Here is a 17,682-nt window from a genome sequence, read left to right as displayed (position 1 = left end):
GGAGTTTCTTACTTCTTGTCGTCTTCGACTTCGGAGAATTCGGCGTCGACGACGTCTTCGTCGGTCTTTGCCGCACCGGCATCATCGTCGGCGCCGGGGGATGCGGCCGCCTGCTGCTCCTTCTCGTAGATCGCCTGACCCAGCTTCATCGCCACCTGCGCGAGCGCCTGGCTCTTTTCTGTCATCGCGGCGGGATCGCCGCCTTCGACCGCGGTCTTGGCTTCGGCGATCGCGGCTTCGATCTCGGACTTCAGCCCCGCATCGACCTTGTCGCCATGTTCGACGATCTGGCGTTCGGTCGAGTGGATCAGGCTTTCGGCGTTGTTCTTCGCCTCGGCCGCCTCACGGCGCGTCTTGTCTTCTTCGGCGAACTGCTCGGCGTCCTTGACCATCTGGTCGATGTCCGCGTCGCTGAGACCGCCCGAAGCCTGGATCTTGATCTGCTGTTCCTTGCCGGTGCCCTTGTCCTTGGCGTGGACCGACACGATGCCATTGGCGTCGATGTCGAAGGTCACTTCGATCTGCGGCACGCCGCGCGGTGCGGGCGGGATGCCGACGAGGTCGAACTGGCCGAGGATCTTGTTGTCCTGCGCCATTTCGCGCTCACCCTGGAACACGCGGATCGTCACCGCCGACTGATTGTCGTCAGCCGTGGAGTAGACCTGCGACTTCTTGGTCGGGATCGTCGTGTTGCGGTCGATCATCTTGGTCATGATGCCGCCCAGCGTCTCGATGCCGAGGCTCAACGGGGTGACGTCGAGCAGCAGCACGTCCTTGACGTCGCCCTGCAGCACGCCCGCCTGGATCGCGGCGCCGATCGCGACGACTTCGTCGGGGTTCACACCGGTGTGCGGTTCCTTGCCGAAGAAATCCTTCACGACTTCGCGCACGCGCGGCATGCGCGTCATGCCGCCGACGAGCACGACTTCGTCGATTTCGCTCGCCGAAATGCCGGCGTCCTTGATCGCCTTCTTACAGGGTTCGAGGGTGCGCTTGACCAGCTCTTCGACCAGCTTTTCGAGGTCCGAACGCGTGATCGTCTTGACCAGATGCTTCGGCCCGTTGGCGTCGGCGGTGATGAAGGGCAGGTTGACCTCGGTCGTCGCAGCCGACGACAGTTCAATCTTCGCCTTTTCGGCGGCTTCCTTCAGGCGCTGGAGCGCGAGCTTGTCGCCGCGCAGGTCGATGCCTTCGTCCTTCTTGAAGCCGTCGGCAAGATATTCGACGATCTTGCTGTCGAAATCTTCGCCGCCGAGGAAGGTGTCGCCGTTGGTCGACTTCACTTCAAACACGCCGTCGCCGACCTCGAGGATCGAGATGTCGAACGTGCCGCCGCCAAGGTCATAGACCGCGATCGTCTTGTTCTCGGTCTTGTCGAGGCCGTAAGCCAGCGCGGCCGCGGTCGGCTCGTTGATGATGCGCAGCACTTCGAGGCCCGCGATCTTGCCCGCGTCCTTGGTCGCCTGGCGCTGGGCGTCGTTGAAGTAAGCGGGAACGGTGATCACTGCCTGCGTCACGGTTTCGCCCAGATAGCTCTCGGCGGTTTCTTTCATCTTCTGAAGGATGAAGGCCGAAATCTGCGACGGCGAATAATCTTCGTTGCCGGCTTTGACCCACGCATCGCCATTGGTGCCCTTGACGATCGTGTAGGGGACCAGCTCGGTGTCCTTCTTGGTGATCGGATCATCGAAGCGGCGGCCGATCAGGCGCTTCACCGCGAAAACGGTGTTTTCGGGGTTGGTGACCGCCTGGCGCTTTGCCGGCTGGCCGATCAGGCGTTCGCCGTCCTTCGCAAAGGCGACGATCGACGGAGTCGTGCGCGTGCCTTCGACATTTTCGATAACCTTGGGTTTTCCGCCTTCCATCACCGCGACACAGCTGTTCGTGGTGCCGAGGTCGATCCCGATCACTTTGGCCATTGGTATTACGTCCTTGTTGCTTCTGTGGCGCCCTGAAAAGGCACGCCGTCCATGGGATTATGGGGGCGATATAGGTGCGCTAATCCTTGGCACAAGGGCTTTCAGGGCTTATCGGGGACGGGAATTTATGCGCTTTTACGGAGTCCTCCCAAAATGAAACCTTTTGCGATCCTTGCACTTGCCGCCACCGCGCTGACCCTGACGGCCTGCGGGGAGAATCTGGGCAAGGGACAGCCGCTCAATGTCGTCAGCGGCCATATCGTGATGGGCGCGACCCCCGACCGTCCGGCAGTGGGCTATTTCCGCGTCGAGGGCGGGCCGCAACCGGTCCAGCTCGTCGCGGTGACCGCCGACCTCGCGCAGCGCGTCGAGATGCACGAAAGCGTCAAGGAGAATGGCGTCGTAACGATGAAGCCGCTGATCCGCGCCGACGTTCCTGCCAAGGGCGAGCTGGTGTTCAAGCAGGGCGGCAAACATCTGATGATCTGGGGCATCAACGGCGCCGCGGTGCGCGCGGGCAAGCTGCCGATGGCGTTCGTCTTCACCAACAACAACAATGAACGCATCCTCTTCGACATGGTGGTCAAGCCCGCCGAGAGCGCTGCCGCGGCCGGCGAAATGGATCATGGTGCGATGGACCATGGCGCGATGGAGAAGGGCGCCGAAAAGGCGGCCCCGGACGCGGCCAAGAAGTAAAGGCGGGTGCCGCGTCCGTCGCGACCCCTGACACATGGCGAAATCGCGCTTGCCCGGACGGTGTTCGGGGGCGCGATCGCCTATGACCGCGTGCGCGTGAACCATCATAAATGGATCTTCTTCCAGCCGCGGCACATCGTCATGGCCCCGATGGGCAGCCTGCACTTCAATCCGCATGGCGAGCTTTATTGCGACGATTTCAGCGCCGCGTCGCAGCGATTGCAGGGCCTGTTCCTTCATGAAATGACGCATGTGTGGCAGGCGCAGACGCGCGGCCGCTGGTATCTGGTGCTGATGCGCCATCCGTTCGCGACCTATAGCTACAGCCTCAAACCCGGCTGGCTGCTCGAACGCTATGGGCTGGAACAACAGGCCGAAATCGTGCGGCATTATTGGCTGCTCACGCAGGGCATGGTCGTCGGCGGCGCGCCGGGCGTCGAGGCGTATCGCGCGATCCTGCCGTCATCCTGGGACATGTCATAAATGGACGATTTCGAATTCGTCTTCGCGCTTTACAGCCTGCTGCTCGGCCTCTCGATGGTCGAGCTGCTCGGCGGGCTTGGCCGCGCGATCGAGACGCGTTTCGCAGCAGAGGCCGAACGCGAGACGTTTGCGATCGGCTGGCTGACCCCGCTGCTTGCGGTCTTCGTGATGCTCGACCTGCTGTCGTTCTGGAGCGCGGCGTGGCTCGCGCGCGGCGACATCGCGGTGTCGAGCACCGCCCTGCTGGGCGTCGCGGCCTTCGCCAGCGTTTACTTCCTCGCCGCGCGGCTGGTCTTTCCGTCGCACCCCGAGGGTTTCGCAAACCTCGATGTCCATTATTTCCGCGTCAGGCGGATCGTGCTGGGACTGCTGCTCGTGCTGCTGGTGGCGCAGCTTGGCTATTATGCGTCGCAGCCCGAACTCGCCGCCGCTTTGGCGCGGCCACTGGCGTGGGTCATGACCGTCGTGCTCGTCGCGCTGATAGCCGCGGCGATGTGGGTCAAGGATCGCCGCTGGAGCATCGCGATCCTCGCCGCGCTCGTCGTGCGCTACGTCGTCATCTATCTGCTCTGATCCAAATTACCGGCTAGCCAGACAGGCGGCGTTCGTCCTATGTTCCGTTTATGGATGGAACCTCGCTTGTCGTCGCCCTTGTTGCACTCGCCATCGGCGGCTTGATCGGATGGCTTTTTGCCGGCCGGCAATCGGGGGCGCTCAAGGCCGAACGCGACGGGCTTTCGGAGCGGTTCAGGAGCGCGGTCACCGACCTTGCGTCCGAGGCCGAGGCGCGCAAGGCGGCGGATATCCAGCTCGCCTCGCTGCTGAGCGAACAGCGCGCGCGCGACGAAGCGCATGATGCGCAGATCGCGCAGCTGAAGGATGCGCAGGCCGCGCTGACCACGCAGTTCCGCGAAGTCGGACAGGTGATGCTCGACGGTGCGCAAAAGGCGTTCCTCGAACGCGCTGATGCGCGCTTTCGCCAAAGCGAAGAGACCGCAGGCCAGAATCTGAAGGCATTGCTCAATCCGGTCCACGAGCGATTGCAAAAATATGAGGAAGCCGTGGGCAAGGTCGAGGCCGAACGGCGCGATGCGTTCGGCCTGCTCCACGGCCAGATCACGGCGATGCGCGAGGGCACAGAACGTGTGTCGAGCGAGGCCGCCAAGCTCGTCAATGCCCTCCGCAACGCGCCCAAGGCGCGCGGGCGTTGGGGCGAGCAGCAGCTTCGCAACGTGCTCGAAAGCTGCGGGCTTTCCGAACATGCCGATTTCCAGACCGAAGTGAGCGTAAACGACGGCGACGGTGGCCGGCTTCGCCCCGATGTGGTTGTGCGCGTTCCGGGCGGGCAGAATCTCGTGATCGACGCCAAGGTGTCCTTGAACGCCTATCAGGATGCGTTCGGCGCGGTCGAGGAGCGCGAGAAGGCGGCGCATCTGGTCGCGCACGCCGCGGCGATGAAGGCGCATGTGAACACGCTGGGCGCCAAGGCCTATTGGAACCAGTTCGACGATACCCCCGATTTTGTCGTGATGTTCGTGCCGGGCGAACATTTCCTCGCCGCCGCGCTCGATCAGGACCCCGGGCTTTGGGACTATGCGTTCGAGCGCAAGGTGCTGCTCGCGACCCCGACCAACCTGATCGCGATCGCGCGTACGGTCGCGGCGGTGTGGCGGCAGGAAAAGCTCGCCAATCAGGCGCGCGAGATCGCGGCGCTCGGCAAGGAGCTGTATGCGCGCATGTCGGTGATGGGATCGCACATCGCGAAAGTCGGGCGTAATCTCGATCAGGCGACCGGCGCGTACAACGCCTTTGTCGGCAGTTTCGAATCGCAGGTGCTGACCCAGGCGAAGCGGTTTGAGACGCTCGATATCGAAACCGGCGACAAGGAAATTCCTGCGCTTCCGGTTGCCGAACAATCGGCGCGTCCGCTGGCCAAGCTGGCTGCTACACCCGCAGCGGTCAACGACGCGGGCGAATAGGCCCGTCTTCAATCCGTTCGCATCGGCGATGTCGAGATGCCGTGCGGTCGAGGGCCGCCGATGGGTATCTCGACTTCGCTCGACACGAACGGAAGAATGGGGCTGGTTTCAAATCACCCGCTTCAGCACTGCGGTCTGCCCTTCGCTCCCTGTGAGGATCAGCGTCCCGTCGTCGGCAAAAATCAGGCTCACCGGCGCAGACATCAGTTTGAAGAAGGCGTTTTCCTGCACCATCCCGGCGCCCGGACACGCCATTTCGGTTGCCATCAACGGCCCGGCGGTCAGCGCGCCGTCCGCCGCCGAATAGCCCCCCGAAAAGCGGTTGCAGCCCGCACTTCCGCTCAGCCGGTTGCCGTCGAATTGCAGCGTCGTCGGCCGGTCCGCTGCGACGGGAACGCCGCCGATCGACACAAAGGTCCAGTTCGATCCCGCGAGCGTGTCGGGCGGCAGGATCTTGCCGCCGCAGCCTTGCAGGGTCTTGCCCCCGGCGACGATGCGCACCGAGTCGGAATAGCGGCGATCGCTCATGCCGTCGCTGCACGGCGCTTGCTTGATCACCACCGACAGCCGGTCGGTGACATAGGTTCGGCCGTTCATAGACGGCTGCGCACCGGGGTTTGGCACCATGATCTTCGTCTCGCCATAGTCGCCGTCATAGTTGAGCCGCGATGGCGTAATTTCCAGCGTCCATCCGGGCTCGGTGCCGAGCGCCATATAGGCGGCAGGCTGTTCGCCGGGGCTTTGCGGCGGGGTTTCCGGGACTGGCGCGCAAGCGGCGAGGGCGAGAAGCGAAGCGACGGGAAGGGCGATCCTGATCATGCGATATCTCCTGAACGCAGCTTGCTGATCGACCGATGAACGGGGCGGCGGCGGTTATGGCTTCCGCCGCTGGTTCAGCACCTCATACGCCATCACCGCCGTCGCGACCGCGGCGTTCAGGCTGTCGGCCTTGCCCATCATCGGCATCTTCACGCGCACGTCGGCGGCATGGGCATATTCGGGCGGCATGCCCTGCGATTCATTGCCGGTCAGGATGAAGGTCGGCGCGGCGTAGCGCACCGCCTGATAATCTTGCGTATCGTCGCCGAGCCAGGTCGCGACGAGCTGGCCGGGGCCCTGGCGGAGCCACGGCAGGAATTCGTCCCAGCGCGTGACGACCAGCTTTTGCGTGAAAATCGCCCCCATGCTCGCGCGCACCGCCTCGACCGCATAGGGGTCGGTCGATTCGTCGAGCAGGATCAGGCCGCCCGCGCCGACCGCATCGCCGGTGCGCAGCATCGTGCCGAGATTGCCGGGATCGCGCAGCCGTTCGGCGACAAGCCAGATCGGCGCCGCATCGCGGTCGAGGTCCGCGAGCATCGTCTGCGGTTCGGCATAGATGCCGACGACGGTCTGTGGATTGTCCTTGCCCGACAGTTTGGAAAGGATCGCGCCGGTCGTATCGATGACCTCGCCGCTCGCGGCGAGCGTATCGGCCACCAGCGCCGCGGCGAGCGGATGCCCGTCACCTTCGGGGCCAAGGAACAGCCACTGTGGGAGGATGCCAGCCTCGCGCGCTTCGGTCGCGATGCGCAGCCCTTCGGCAAGGAACAGGCCTTCGGCGCGGCGGTGGCGCTTTTCGCGCAGCAGCCGCATCCGCTTGATCAGCGGGTTCGACAGACTCTCGATGATGGACCGGCGCATGCCGTCAATCCTCGCCGAAGCTGTCCTTGACCAGCCCGACCAGCTTCAGCAGCGCCGCATCGGCACCGTCGCCGCGGGTATGGATCGTGATCGAATCGCCCTTCGCGGCGCCGAGCATCATCAATCCCATGATCGACGTGCCGTTGACCCGCGATCCGCCCTTTTCGACCTCGACCGACACGCTTTCGGGCAGGCGGCTGACGAAGGTCACGAACTTCGCGCTGGCGCGGGCGTGCAGTCCGCGCTGGTTGGTGATTTCGACGGTCTCAGAATTTTCGCTCATGGACCCACCCCCAGCATTTCGGATGCGACCGAAATATATTTCTGGCCGGCTTCCTTGGCCGCGATCACCGCGGCACGCAATTCCATGGTCTTGCGCGCGCTTTCGAGGCGGATCAGCATCGGCAAATTGACGCCCGCGATCACTTCGGTCCGCCCCGATTCGAGCAGGCTGATCGCGAGGTTCGACGGGGTGCCGCCGAACAGATCGGTCAGCATGACGACGCCGCGGCCTTCGTCGACGTTGCGAATCGCGTCGGCGATTTCCTTGCGGCGCATTTCCATATTGTCGTTGGGACCGATGCAGACGGTCGCGATCGCGCGCTGCGGACCGACGACATGCTCCATCGCGCGCACCATTTCCTCGGCCAGACGACCATGGGTGACGAGCACCATTCCCAGAAGCGGCAGAGCCTTATCGTTCGGCATGCAGTCGTCGACCCTTATGTTTTGCCGCCGGATGCGGGAGACGCGGGCGGAGGCTTGCCCTCAAGCCCATCTTGCGGGGCAGAGTCAAGATTTCGGTGGGTCAGCGTCGGCTCATGGCCTGCCGCGCGTAGCGTTTGGGCAACACGCGCCGCGACATGCACCGAGCGATGGCGGCCGCCGGTGCAGCCGAACGCGATGGTGACATAACTTTTGCCCTCGGCACGGTAGCGCGGCAGCAGCGTGAGGATCAGTTTCTCGATCTGCGCGACGCTGTCTTCATAGGCGGGGTCGGCGATCACATAAGCGGCAACGTCGGCATCGAGTCCGGTGCCGGGCTTCAGCTTCGGGTCCCAATGCGGATTGCGCAGATAGCGCATGTCGAACACCAGATCGGCGTTGCGCGGCAGGCCGCGCGCGAAGCCGAAGCTCAATATGTTGAGCACGGGTTCGTCGGTTCCGGTGTCGCCGAACCGCTGGCGCACTTCCTGCTGCAAATCGTTGCTGCTGTAGTTGGTGGTGTCGATGACATGTTCGGCCCAGCGGCGCAGCGGCTCCATCATCTCGCGCTCGCGTGCGATTCCGTCGGCGGCGGGGCGGTCCTCGGCCATCGGATGGCGGCGGCGCGTTTCGGAAAAGCGGCGTTCGAGTTCGGCGCCGGCGCAGTCGAGAAACAGCGTCTGGATGTCGCGTCCGCCGGCTTCGCGCAATTCCTTGATCCGACGGACGAGCAGCGCGGGGCGGAACCCGCGGCTGCGGCTGTCGATACCGATCGCGAGCGGGCGGCCCGCCTCGCTGCGCTTGACCGGGGCATCGATCAGCGTTTCGAGCAGCGCGAGCGGAAGATTGTCGACGACCTCCCAGCCGAGGTCCTCGAGCACCTTGAGCACGGTCGATTTGCCCGCGCCCGACAGGCCGGTGACCAAAAGCAGGCGCGATTCGGCGGCCGAACTCATCGTCTGTCCGTCATGCGGCGGGCGCCAGCCGTTCGAGCGCCAGCAGGATCTTCATCGGCGCCGATGCCTCAAAGGCCGACAGCAACAGCGCGGGGAGCGGGTGCCCGGCCACCATCTCGACCTGATTGATCGCCGGCATGCGGTCGTAGCGATCGGTCAGCCGCACCGCGAGCGCGAGCGGTACCGGCGCCGTCCAGGGGCGTTCGATGATGCCGATTCCGCGCACCTCCAGCTTTCCCGCCAGATTTTCGGGCGGGCGGCACCATAGGCGCCCGCGCTCTAACCAGATGTCGCAGCGGTCGTCGGCGACCAGCTTGGCGCCGCGATCGATCAGCCGCAGCGCCAGGTCCGACTTGCCCTGTCCCGAATGGCCGAGGATCAGCACACCCCCCGTGCCCGCGGCGACGCAGCTGGCGTGGATGTTGACGATTTCCGTTTTGGTCCGGCTCGGAAGCATCGCGCAGGCTTACCGGCGACAAGTCGGTGCTGCAAGGCGATAGACGGAAAGCCTCAGCCCGCGACCTGCCCGCTATCGCGTGCCGGAAGCGTCATCAGCAAGCTGGCGCCGACCTTCCCGTCGTCGCGATCCTTGGCGTTGATCGTCCCGCTATGCCCCTCGATGATCGTCCGCGCGATCGCGAGGCCGAGTCCGCTGTGGCGGCCAAAGGCTTCGCCGGCGGGACGCTCGCTGTGAAAGCGGCGGAAAATCGCGTCGCGCTGCGCCGGCTCGATACCGGGGCCGTCGTCGTCGACCTTGACATGCACCTCGTCGCCAAGGCGGGTTGCCGAGATGCAGACAAGGCCGGCGGCGGGCGAGAAGCTGATCGCATTGTCGATGACATTGTCGATCGCGCGCTCAAGCCGGTGGCCATCGCCCATCACCACCGTCGTGCCCTTGCGCGGCCGTGCAAAGGCGATGCGCGGGTGCGGCGTGTCCGCATCGATACGCGCCGCGCGCGACGCGAGCATCGATTCGATCATCATCCCGACATCGATCGGCTCGAACAGCGTGCGTGACAATTGGGCATCGACGCGACTCGCCTCGCTGATGTCGTTCACCAGCCGGTCGAGGCGGCGAACATCCTCGTCGGCGATCGCGAGCAGTTGCGCGCGCTGCTCGTCGCTCTGGACGCGCCCCAGCCCCTCGATCGCCGAACGGACCGAGGCGATCGGGTTCTTGAGTTCGTGCGTCACGTCGGCGGCAAAATGCTCGCCGGCGTCGATGCGTTCGCGCAGCGCCTGCGTCATGTCGGACAGCGCGCGGGCGAGGGTGCCGATCTCGTCGCGGCGGCTCGGCAGGCGCGGCACGACGACTTCGCGTGCGCGGCCCAGCCGGACACGCACCGCGGCGCGTGCGAGCCTTCGGAGCGGCCGCACGATGGTACGGGCCAGAAACAGAGACAGCAGAGTCGAAGTGAGCAAAACCATCGCGACGACGATTGCGATGCGGAAACGCTCGGCGCGGACCGTGCGCGTAATGTCGCGCGCGTTCAGCGTCATCAGCACCGTCTGCGGCGCTTCGAGCTCGACGACGCGCGCAGTGCTGAGCAGCGGCGTGCGTTCGGGGGCATAGCGGAAGCGGGCCGCCGCGAGGCCGCTGGCCTGCGCCTCGACCACCTCGGGCCACGACTGCGCCCGGTCGACCCGCGGTTCGTGGAAGTCGGGATAGCTCGGCGCGCCGACGATCCAGTCGATCCCGCGGTCCATCGCGCGCGCGGCGTCGCGCTGCCACGCCTGCAGATCGGGGTCGCGCAGCGTGTAGGTTGCCGGGCCGGTTTCGAAGCTGTCGGAGATCCGGCGTCCGTCGGCAGCATAGAAGCGCAGCCGCGATTCGGTCGCCGCTGTGAACTCCTCGATCAGCCTCTGGCGCTCGTCGGGCCGCGCCGCTTCGAGCGCGCTGTCGAGCATCGCGAGCTGGTCCTTCATCACCTCGATGCGCGTATCGACAAGGCGGCTGCGATAGGTGTCGAGATAATAGAAGCCGCCCGCGAGCAGGGCGATTGCCAATATGTTCACCGCAAGGATGCGCGTCGTCAGCGACCAGCGCGCCGACCAGACGAGCGGCGATTCCTCCTGTTCGGCGATGCTTCCGTCGGGTGTCTGCCCGTCGTGTTTCCGGGCGTCAGCTGTCGTCGGCAAAGCGATACCCCGCGCCATAAAGGGTTGCGATCGCGTCGAATTCGGGATCGACCTCGCGGAACTTGCGGCGCAGCCGCTTGATGTGGCTGTCGATGGTGCGGTCGTCGATATAGACGTCGTCCTGATAGGCGGCGTCCATCAACTGGTTGCGGCTGCGCACGATGCCCGGGCGCGCGGCCAGCGTTTCGAGGATCAGGAATTCGGTGACCGTCAGCGTGACGTCCTTGCCGTCCCAGCTGACCTTGTGGCGCGCCGGGTCCATTTGCAGCCGGCCGCGCGTGATCGGATCGGCAACGGGTTCGTCCGCGCCGTCGGACGCATTCTTGTTGAGTTCGACGCGGCGCAGGATCGCGCGGATGCGCGCGATGACCAGGCGCTGCGAAAAGGGTTTCGCGATATAATCGTCGGCGCCCATCGCCAGCCCCAGCGCCTCGTCGATCTCGTCGTCCTTGCTGGTCAGGAAGATCACCGGCAGCTGGCTTTTTTCGCGAAGCCGGCGGAGCAGTTCGAGCCCGTCCATGCGCGGCATTTTGACGTCGAACACGGCCAGATCGGGCGGGTTGTCGATCAACGGTTTCAGCGCCGCTTCGCCGTCCGAATAGACGCGCGTCACGAACCCCTCGGCCTGCAGCGCGATGGAAAGGGATTGCAGGATGTTGCGGTCGTCGTCGACCAGCGCGATGGTTGCCGTCATGCTCTTTCCGTTGGGCGGGCTGTGGCAGAGTTAGCCGATCTCGCGCGCAGCGACAACCGCGGCAGATCGGCGCCTGCGCGCGATGGAATCTTTTGACCTCACCCCCCATCCTCGCTAACGCGGCGCATATTTACGGAATCGGCGTCACGTCGGCACCCATGCGAATGCGGGCCTGCCCTTTTGTTCGGCAGTTTATGCATACCTATGCAACGGGACGCGGCGTCACGAGTGAAAGGCAAGGCAATGACGAATATTGTGATCGGCAACGACAGCGTGGACACGCAGGCGAATGTTGCGGAAAACTGGGGCACGTCGGCGCTGATCGAAGATGCCATCCGCCACGGTGAAGGCCTGCTCGCCAAGGACGGCCCGCTCGTCGTCGAAACCGGCAAACACACCGGCCGCAGCGCGAAGGACAAGTTCATCGTCCAGGACGCCGAGACCGCCGACACGATCTGGTGGGGCAAGACCAATGTGGCGATGACCCCCGATCATTTCGCGGCGCTCAAGGCCGATTTCTTCGCGCATCTCGCCGAGCGTCCACGCCTGTTCCGCCAGCAGCTGTTTGGCGGCTCGCAGCCCGAACATCGCGTCGCGGTGCAGGTCGTCACCGAATTCGCCTGGCACAGCCAGTTCATCCGCACTTTGCTCGTCCGCCCGACCGCCGACGAGCTGGCGGCGTTCGCGACCGAATACACGATCATCGACCTGCCGAGCTTCCGCGCCGATCCCGCGAAGCATGGCACGCGCACCGAAACCGTCGTCGCGGTTAATTTCTCCGAGAAGCTCGTGCTGATCGGCGGCACCGCCTATGCCGGCGAGATGAAGAAGTCGGTGTTCGGCATCCTCAACTATCTGCTCCCGGTAAAGGGCGTGATGCCGATGCATTGCTCGGCGAACATGGGTCCGAACGGCGATACCGCGGTCTTCTTCGGCCTGTCGGGCACCGGCAAGACGACGCTGTCGGCCGACGCCTCGCGCACGCTCATCGGCGACGACGAGCATGGCTGGTCGGACACTGCGGTCTTCAATTTCGAGGGCGGCTGCTACGCGAAGATGATCCGCCTCTCGCCCGAGGCCGAACCCGAGATTTTCGCGACGACCAGGCGTTTCGGCACCGTGCTCGAAAATGTCGTGATCGATCCTGTCACGCGCGAGCTCGATTTCGACGACAACAGCCTCGCCGAGAACAGCCGCGGTTCGTACCCGATCGATTTCATTCCGAACACGTCGGAACAGAATATGGGTCCGGTGCCGCAGAATATCATCATGCTGACCGCCGACGCCTATGGCGTGCTGCCCCCGATCGCGAAGCTGACCCCCGATCAGGCGATGTATCACTTCCTGTCGGGCTATACCGCGCGCGTCGCGGGGACCGAGATCGGCGTGACCGAGCCTGAGGCGACCTTCTCGACCTGCTTCGGCGCGCCCTTCATGCCGCGGCATCCGTCGGTTTACGGCAATCTGCTGAAAGAACGCATCGCCAAGGGCGGCGTCCAGTGCTGGCTCGTCAACACCGGCTGGACCGGCGGCATGGCGACGATGGACGGGATCAAGCGCATGCCGATCAAGGCGACCCGCGCGCTGCTCAACGCCGCGCTCGACGGCAGCCTCAACGACGCCGAATTCCGTAAGGATCCGAATTTCGGCTTCATGGTTCCGGTCGCGGTGCCGGGGGTCGACAGCGCGCTGCTCGACCCGCGCGAAGCGTGGGCCGACAAGGCCGCCTATGACCGCACCGCGCAAACGCTCGTCGGCCAATTTATCGACAATTTCGCGCAATTTGCGGATCATGTCGACGAAGGCGTCCGTCAAGCCGCACCGCAGGCGGCCGTCGCAGCATAATTTGCCCGGATAACTTCCGGGTGGCAAATCACCCGGAAGGACCGGACAATGACCACCAAATTTTCCCCGCGCCTGTTCGAGCGCGATTCCGCCATCCGCGCGATGGGCGAAGGGTTGCTCGCCTGCACCCTCCCGCGCGCGGCGTGGACGCATGAAGCGCATCTGGGCGCTTGTCTCTGGCTGCTCAGCGAGCGGCCCGACATTAATGTCGATGCCGAGATCGGCACGATCATCTGCCGCTTCAACGAGAGCGTTGGCGGGGTCAACGACGACACGCAGGGCTATCATGACAGCATCACCCGCGCCTATGTTGCGGGGGTGCGGTTGTTCCTGGCGGAGACAGGCGAGACCGGGCTGGCGGCGCGCGTCAATGCCATGCTGCTGTCCGACGTCGGTCGCCGCGACTGGCCGCTGCGCTTCTACAGTCGCGAGCTGCTGTTCTCGGTGCCGGCGCGGCGCGGGTTTGTGGAACCGGATTTGGCGCCGTTGCCCGGCTAAAGCTTCATTCCGGGCGTCCAGCCGCTTTCCGCGAGGAGGGCGGCCGGGTCGCGCATTTCGATGATCGCCTTGAGCGCCGCCGCCTTGTCGGGCGCGCGGTTGTAATAGCTTTTGACGATCCGGTAGCCGACCCAATAGCCGAGATCGCCGGGCCAGTCCGGGGTGCCGAGCTGGTTGTAAACCCAGCGCGAATCATTCGCCTTGCCGTCCTTTTCCGCTAAAAAATCCCGTTCAACCGCTGCCTCGCGCCCCGCTGTCCAGCGGTGCAGATGGGTGTAAGCGACCGAGCCGCTGATCTGTTCGGCGACAAATTCGGCGGCGCCCTCGACGAGCGAGGCGTGGAGCACGGTGTCGCTCTCGCCTTCGACCTGCGCGAGCGGTTGCTGGGCATGGACATATTCGTGCGCGATGACATGGACGAAGCGATCCTCGTCATCGGCTTCGAAAAATTTCGCCGCGCACAGTGCTTCGAGCGAGACGTACAGCCCTTTGCCATTTGCCGCTGCGACGGGCGTGCCGCGGCTGAGCGCGATGGTGATCGGCGGAAAGATTGCAGTGGGATAGAGCGTCGCCAGCCGATCGGCCGTCGCGGTCAGCCGGCCCCGGACATTGCCGAGCGTTGCGGCGCAACCCCGCGCGTCGCGATAAAGGTCGGGCTTGTCACGCAGCGCCGCCGCCACGCGTTCGGGGGTGATGCGGCGCATTGCCATGAATTCGCGAAGGCCCGGCGAGGGATCGGCGAGGTAGCGCGCCGCCAGAACGTCGGGCTGCGCGGCGATCGCCGGGTCGTCGTACAAGGCATAGAAGCGATCGACGTCCGACGTCACGATCGTGACGCGCGCGGTTTCCGGCGGCAAGGCAGGGTTGGCGGCGGCATGGCCGGCGCCGCTCACGAGCAGCGCCGCACATGATGTCCACAAAGCCGTGCGCCGTCGCATCAGGCCTTTTTCTCCGCCACATAGGCCGCAACATTCTGCGCCAGCACGTCGAGCGGGACATTGCCGCCTTCGACGACGACATTGTCGAAGTCTCGCAAATCATATTTCGTGCCGAGCGCCGTCTGTGCCAGCCCGCGCTGGCGGACGATCTCGCTGTGCCCGACCTTGTAGCCGCACGCTTGACCCGCCCAGCTGCAATAACGGTCGACCTCGCTCGACACCTCGAGCGGGTTCGAGCCATTTTCCTTGACGAAAAAGTCCACGCCCTGCTCGCGCGTCCAGCGCTTGGCGTGGATGCCGGTGTCGACGACAAGGCGGCACGCGCGGAAGGCGAGCGACTGAAGATAGCCCAGACGCCCCACCTCAAAATCGTCATAAAGGCCGAGTTCGTCGGCAAGCTGCTCCGCATATAATGCCCACCCTTCCGAATAGGCGTTGAACGCCAGCATCGTACGGATCAGCGGCATCTGGTTCGCATATTCGCCCTGCCAGACATGCCCGGGGATCGCCTCGTGCATCGCGAGGTCGGGAAGCGAATATTTGCTGTGCAATTCGGTCGTGCGCAGGTTGATCCAGAACTTGCCGGGCACCGTCCCGTCGATCGATCCCGCGCCGCCATAGGCTGCGGGCGCGCCGGGTTCTTCGGCCAGAGGGAGTCGCTTCACCTCGACATTGCCCTTCACCAGCGTGCGGAAGGCGCGGGGCAATTGCGCGCGGATCTTGCCGAGCCAGGTCTGGATATAGGCGTGGATTTCGGCGCGGCCCGCGTCATTGTCGGGGAATTTGAAGCGCGGATCCTTGGCGAGCGCGTTCATCCGGTCGCCGACCGAACCCTGGGTATAGCCGAGCTTTTTGAGGATCGGGTCCATCCGCCCGTGAAGTTCGGCGAGTTCTTCGCGGCCCATTGCGTGAATCTCGTCGGGGGTCATGCGCGTGGTGGTCGAGGCGCGGAGGCCCCACGCATACCATTCGTCGCCGCCCGGCCGCGCCCACATGCCGGCGTCCATCGTCGCCTTCGCGCGCTGCGCATTCATTTCGGCAAGCTGGCGTTCGAGCGCGGGAACGACCGCGCCGCGCGTGATCGTCTCGGCGCGCGGGCCCCAATTGCCCGCGATCTTCGCCTCGCGCGTGCGCTTGGCGAGGCTTTCGACCAGCCCGCCGCCTTCGCGTGCGTCGGCGAGGCTCGCCTCCATCTGCTTCACCGCCTTGTCGATCAGGAAGGCGGGGGCGATCAGGCCCTGCGCGCCCGCGGCTTTGAGCCGCTCGGTCTCGCCGTCGAGCGCGCCCGGATAGGCGTTGAGACGCGACAGATAGGCCTCGGCATCGGCGGTATTCTTCACCGGATGGTCGCTGTCGAGGAATTTGGGAACGTCGAGATAGGCGCCGACATTCTGGATCACGACATAGGGCGTGTTGCGCCAGCCGCCGACCGCGACGTCGCCATAGGGCAGGGCAAAGCCGTCGAGCGCAACGCCATAGGCGCTTTCGACGACCGCCAGACTGGTGCGCGTCTTGTGGTCGAGCCCCGTCTTGTCGAAGGCGCGGACGCGGGCAAGATCGGCCCGCAGCGTATCGGCGACGGCCTTTTGCCCCGCCGCCGACCGGTCGCCAAGCTTGCCGCGTTCGGCGGCGCGCGCGCCGGTGTCGATGCCGAGCGATGTCGCGCCCTCGGGCGACAGCGCGATCAGATTGTCGGCGATCGAGTCGAGCAGTTTCTGCGCGTCACTCTTCGGCGGCGACTGCAACGCCGATGCGGGACCGGCGATAGCAAGCCCCGCGGTGCCCGCGCCGAGCGTGGCGAGTGTCTGGCGGCGGCTGACGGGGGTGAAAAGCGGATTGGACACGGGCGGCTCCCTCGGCGACTTGTTTCTTATGAAACCTGTCTAGGCACGCCCGCGCGGCGGTCAACGAAAAGGGGCCGGGAAAGCCTCTGCCCTCCCGACCCCTGTCGAAATTTATCGGCCGTTTATCAGTCGGTGAGGTCGGCGGGCACCTTGCCGCCGTTAGCGGCGAGTTCGCGCATCACCGCCTTGTGCAGCCAGATGTTCATTTCGGCGCTGCCGTCGAGTTCGCCGGTATAGCCGAGTTCCTGCGCCAGTTCCTTACGGTTGGCGAGGCTCGAATCGATGTCGAGCAGCTTCATCAGGTCGACGATCGACGTGCGCCAATTGAGGTCTTTCCCTTCGGCCTGCGCCGACAGGATCGCGTCGACGTCGACCGGGGTGGCGGCTGCGGTGGCCATGGCGCTTGTCGCAGCATCGAGCGCGGCGCCCATCGGATTGGGGGCAGCCGGCGCGGCGGGTTCTGCGGCCTGAGCCTTCTTGCCAAAGATGGCGTCCTTGATCTTACCGAAAATGCTCATTGTGTAGCTCCCACTTCAAAAAACGCGGCCCGTCCCGGAAAGGGCGAGTCGTATAGCCGCAGGCTAGGACTATGCATTTGAGAATGACAGTCAAATGAACGACTCGTCCTCGGCCCGTGCGCTGCTATACTAATTCGCATCGGCGCGGTTCGATCCGCGCCCGAGCGGGAGTATGCGAAATGAATCTGACCGACATATTGGCGCAGGCCGGCGGCATCGACTCGATGGCGAAAGAGCTGGGCATTCCGCCCGCGATGGCCAGGCAAGGCGCCGACGCGCTGCTTCCCGCGATCCTCGGCGGCTTCAAGAAACAGGCACAATCGAGCGGCGGCGGTGCCGAAGGACTTGGCGGACTCGGCGGACTTCTGGGCCAGCTGGGCGGCGGCGGCCTGCTCGACTCGGTCCTCGGATCGCAGCCCACCCCGGTCAGCCAGGGCAATGATGTGCTCGGCCAGATCTTCGGATCAAAGGATGTCAGCCGTACCGTTGCAGGGCAGGCGGCCGAACAGACCGGCCTCGATTCGGGCATTCTCAAGCAGATGTTGCCGATCCTCGCGATGATGGTTGCGGGCTATATGGCCAAGCAGAGCGGCCAGTCCGGCGAGAGCGGCGGTCTTGGCGGCATGCTCGGCAATGTTCTCGGCGGCGCCATGGGCGGCGGTGCTGCGCCTTCGGCAGGCGGCCTTGGTGGTCTGGGCGGCCTCGGCAAGATGCTCGACATGGATGGCGACGGCAATCCGCTCGACGACATCATGGGCATGGTCAACAAGATGCGTGGATAGGTG

The 17,682-nt window shown here is 64.9% G+C and carries 19 protein-coding genes; 7 read left to right on the top strand and 12 right to left on the bottom strand.

Features of this window, described 5'->3' with window-relative positions; genetic code table 11:
• Positions 1–8: 8 nt before the first annotated feature.
• Entirely contained in the window at positions 9–1,919 is a 1,911-nt protein-coding gene (gene dnaK / locus AC3A43_RS17875; RefSeq protein WP_487793919.1) for a molecular chaperone DnaK, read from the bottom strand.
• A 153-nt stretch (positions 1,920–2,072) separates the two neighbouring features.
• On the opposite strand from dnaK, the gene AC3A43_RS17870 reads away from it, so the two are divergent.
• The 4 genes from AC3A43_RS17870 to AC3A43_RS17855 are packed head-to-tail and all read left to right on the top strand — an operon-like array spanning position 2,073 to position 5,077.
• Positions 2,073–2,615 carry a copper chaperone PCu(A)C gene (locus AC3A43_RS17870; protein WP_487793918.1) on the top strand — a complete coding sequence of 181 codons (543 nt, stop codon included), beginning with the start codon at positions 2,073–2,075 and terminating at the stop codon, positions 2,613–2,615.
• Positions 2,616–2,621: 6 nt separating this feature from the next.
• Positions 2,622–3,098, top strand: a complete 477-nt coding sequence (locus tag AC3A43_RS17865; RefSeq protein WP_487793917.1) for a vgr related protein — start codon at positions 2,622–2,624, stop codon at positions 3,096–3,098.
• Positions 3,099–3,671, top strand: a complete 573-nt coding sequence (locus tag AC3A43_RS17860; RefSeq protein WP_487793916.1) for a hypothetical protein — start codon at positions 3,099–3,101, stop codon at positions 3,669–3,671. It abuts the gene before it with no gap.
• A 50-nt stretch (positions 3,672–3,721) separates the two neighbouring features.
• The gene (locus AC3A43_RS17855) at positions 3,722–5,077 is read left to right on the top strand and encodes a DNA recombination protein RmuC (protein ID WP_487793915.1); all 1,356 of its coding nucleotides are present in this window, start codon (positions 3,722–3,724) and stop codon (positions 5,075–5,077) included.
• Between the two features lie 108 nt (positions 5,078–5,185).
• Here AC3A43_RS17855 and AC3A43_RS17850 read toward each other — a convergent pair whose 3' ends face one another.
• Genes AC3A43_RS17850 through AC3A43_RS17815 form a run of 8 tightly spaced genes read right to left on the bottom strand, consistent with a single transcriptional unit; the run spans position 5,186 to position 11,254 of the window.
• Complete coding sequence (locus AC3A43_RS17850) at positions 5,186–5,896, bottom strand: META domain-containing protein (RefSeq protein WP_487793914.1); 711 nt, start codon at positions 5,894–5,896, stop codon at positions 5,186–5,188.
• Positions 5,897–5,950: 54 nt separating this feature from the next.
• Positions 5,951–6,760, bottom strand: coding sequence for a TrmH family RNA methyltransferase (locus tag AC3A43_RS17845; protein ID WP_487793913.1), 810 nt, complete (start codon positions 6,758–6,760; stop codon positions 5,951–5,953).
• Between the two features lie 4 nt (positions 6,761–6,764).
• On the bottom strand, positions 6,765–7,043 hold the full coding sequence (locus AC3A43_RS17840; protein WP_487793912.1) for an HPr family phosphocarrier protein: 279 nt from the start codon (positions 7,041–7,043) through the stop codon (positions 6,765–6,767).
• Complete coding sequence (locus AC3A43_RS17835; protein WP_039577123.1) at positions 7,040–7,468, bottom strand: PTS sugar transporter subunit IIA; 429 nt, start codon at positions 7,466–7,468, stop codon at positions 7,040–7,042. The genes AC3A43_RS17840 and AC3A43_RS17835 overlap by 4 nt, the downstream gene beginning before the upstream one ends.
• A gap of 14 nt (positions 7,469–7,482) precedes the next feature.
• Positions 7,483–8,421, bottom strand: a complete 939-nt coding sequence (gene rapZ, locus AC3A43_RS17830) for an RNase adapter RapZ (protein ID WP_487793911.1) — start codon at positions 8,419–8,421, stop codon at positions 7,483–7,485.
• Positions 8,422–8,431: 10 nt separating this feature from the next.
• Positions 8,432–8,878, bottom strand: coding sequence for an HPr kinase/phosphorylase (locus AC3A43_RS17825; RefSeq protein ID WP_487793910.1), 447 nt, complete (start codon positions 8,876–8,878; stop codon positions 8,432–8,434).
• A gap of 53 nt (positions 8,879–8,931) precedes the next feature.
• Complete coding sequence (locus AC3A43_RS17820) at positions 8,932–10,578, bottom strand: sensor histidine kinase (RefSeq protein ID WP_487793909.1); 1,647 nt, start codon at positions 10,576–10,578, stop codon at positions 8,932–8,934.
• Positions 10,544–11,254, bottom strand: coding sequence for a response regulator (locus AC3A43_RS17815; RefSeq protein ID WP_487793908.1), 711 nt, complete (start codon positions 11,252–11,254; stop codon positions 10,544–10,546). Before AC3A43_RS17815 ends, AC3A43_RS17820 begins: the two co-directional genes overlap by 35 nt.
• Before the next feature lie 243 nt (positions 11,255–11,497).
• On the opposite strand from AC3A43_RS17815, the gene AC3A43_RS17810 reads away from it, so the two are divergent.
• Together AC3A43_RS17810 and AC3A43_RS17805 are read left to right on the top strand one after the other, a co-directional pair.
• A complete protein-coding gene (locus AC3A43_RS17810; RefSeq protein ID WP_487793907.1) occupies positions 11,498–13,099 on the top strand; it encodes a phosphoenolpyruvate carboxykinase in 1,602 nt (533 codons plus the stop codon).
• 48 nt (positions 13,100–13,147) lie between these two features.
• Positions 13,148–13,597, top strand: coding sequence for a hypothetical protein (locus AC3A43_RS17805; protein WP_487793906.1), 450 nt, complete (start codon positions 13,148–13,150; stop codon positions 13,595–13,597).
• Here the strand turns inward: AC3A43_RS17805 and AC3A43_RS17800 are convergent.
• The 3 genes from AC3A43_RS17800 to AC3A43_RS17790 all read right to left on the bottom strand — a co-directional run bounded on the left by AC3A43_RS17800 (position 13,594) and on the right by AC3A43_RS17790 (position 16,897).
• Positions 13,594–14,535, bottom strand: coding sequence for a DUF2268 domain-containing putative Zn-dependent protease (locus AC3A43_RS17800; RefSeq protein ID WP_487793905.1), 942 nt, complete (start codon positions 14,533–14,535; stop codon positions 13,594–13,596). The genes AC3A43_RS17805 and AC3A43_RS17800 overlap by 4 nt on opposite strands.
• Entirely contained in the window at positions 14,535–16,379 is a 1,845-nt protein-coding gene (locus tag AC3A43_RS17795) for a DUF885 domain-containing protein (RefSeq protein ID WP_487793904.1), read from the bottom strand. Before AC3A43_RS17795 ends, AC3A43_RS17800 begins: the two co-directional genes overlap by 1 nt.
• A gap of 125 nt (positions 16,380–16,504) precedes the next feature.
• A complete protein-coding gene (locus AC3A43_RS17790) occupies positions 16,505–16,897 on the bottom strand; it encodes a DUF3597 domain-containing protein (protein WP_487793903.1) in 393 nt (130 codons plus the stop codon).
• 179 nt (positions 16,898–17,076) lie between these two features.
• On the opposite strand from AC3A43_RS17790, the gene AC3A43_RS17785 reads away from it, so the two are divergent.
• A complete protein-coding gene (locus AC3A43_RS17785; RefSeq protein WP_487793902.1) occupies positions 17,077–17,679 on the top strand; it encodes a DUF937 domain-containing protein in 603 nt (200 codons plus the stop codon).
• Positions 17,680–17,682 lie beyond the last annotated feature (3 nt).

It is taken from the genome of Sphingopyxis sp. Soil_C_28 (assembly GCF_057657055.1).
The sequence above is the reverse complement of the archived record's forward strand: the minus strand, read 5'-3'. Positions and strand labels throughout refer to the sequence as shown.

Bases quoted from the DNA above. Each gene is read 5' to 3' on its own strand.
- AC3A43_RS17815 (WP_487793908.1), bottom strand. From the start codon at position 11,254: ATGACGGCAACCATCGCGCTGGTCGACGACGACCGCAACATCCTGCAA.
- AC3A43_RS17805 (WP_487793906.1), top strand. From the start codon at position 13,148: ATGACCACCAAATTTTCCCCGCGCCTGTTCGAGCGCGATTCCGCCATC.
- AC3A43_RS17825 (WP_487793910.1), bottom strand. From the start codon at position 8,878: ATGCTTCCGAGCCGGACCAAAACGGAAATCGTCAACATCCACGCCAGC.
- AC3A43_RS17855 (WP_487793915.1), top strand. From the start codon at position 3,722: ATGGATGGAACCTCGCTTGTCGTCGCCCTTGTTGCACTCGCCATCGGC.
- AC3A43_RS17785 (WP_487793902.1), top strand. From the start codon at position 17,077: ATGAATCTGACCGACATATTGGCGCAGGCCGGCGGCATCGACTCGATG.
- AC3A43_RS17820 (WP_487793909.1), bottom strand. From the start codon at position 10,578: ATGGCGCGGGGTATCGCTTTGCCGACGACAGCTGACGCCCGGAAACAC.
- AC3A43_RS17800 (WP_487793905.1), bottom strand. From the start codon at position 14,535: ATGCGACGGCGCACGGCTTTGTGGACATCATGTGCGGCGCTGCTCGTG.
- AC3A43_RS17850 (WP_487793914.1), bottom strand. From the start codon at position 5,896: ATGATCAGGATCGCCCTTCCCGTCGCTTCGCTTCTCGCCCTCGCCGCT.
- AC3A43_RS17870 (WP_487793918.1), top strand. From the start codon at position 2,073: ATGAAACCTTTTGCGATCCTTGCACTTGCCGCCACCGCGCTGACCCTG.
- AC3A43_RS17840 (WP_487793912.1), bottom strand. From the start codon at position 7,043: ATGAGCGAAAATTCTGAGACCGTCGAAATCACCAACCAGCGCGGACTG.
- AC3A43_RS17860 (WP_487793916.1), top strand. From the start codon at position 3,099: ATGGACGATTTCGAATTCGTCTTCGCGCTTTACAGCCTGCTGCTCGGC.
- rapZ (WP_487793911.1), bottom strand. From the start codon at position 8,421: ATGAGTTCGGCCGCCGAATCGCGCCTGCTTTTGGTCACCGGCCTGTCG.
- AC3A43_RS17810 (WP_487793907.1), top strand. From the start codon at position 11,498: ATGACGAATATTGTGATCGGCAACGACAGCGTGGACACGCAGGCGAAT.
- AC3A43_RS17845 (WP_487793913.1), bottom strand. From the start codon at position 6,760: ATGCGCCGGTCCATCATCGAGAGTCTGTCGAACCCGCTGATCAAGCGG.
- dnaK (WP_487793919.1), bottom strand. From the start codon at position 1,919: ATGGCCAAAGTGATCGGGATCGACCTCGGCACCACGAACAGCTGTGTC.
- AC3A43_RS17790 (WP_487793903.1), bottom strand. From the start codon at position 16,897: ATGAGCATTTTCGGTAAGATCAAGGACGCCATCTTTGGCAAGAAGGCT.
- AC3A43_RS17835 (WP_039577123.1), bottom strand. From the start codon at position 7,468: ATGCCGAACGATAAGGCTCTGCCGCTTCTGGGAATGGTGCTCGTCACC.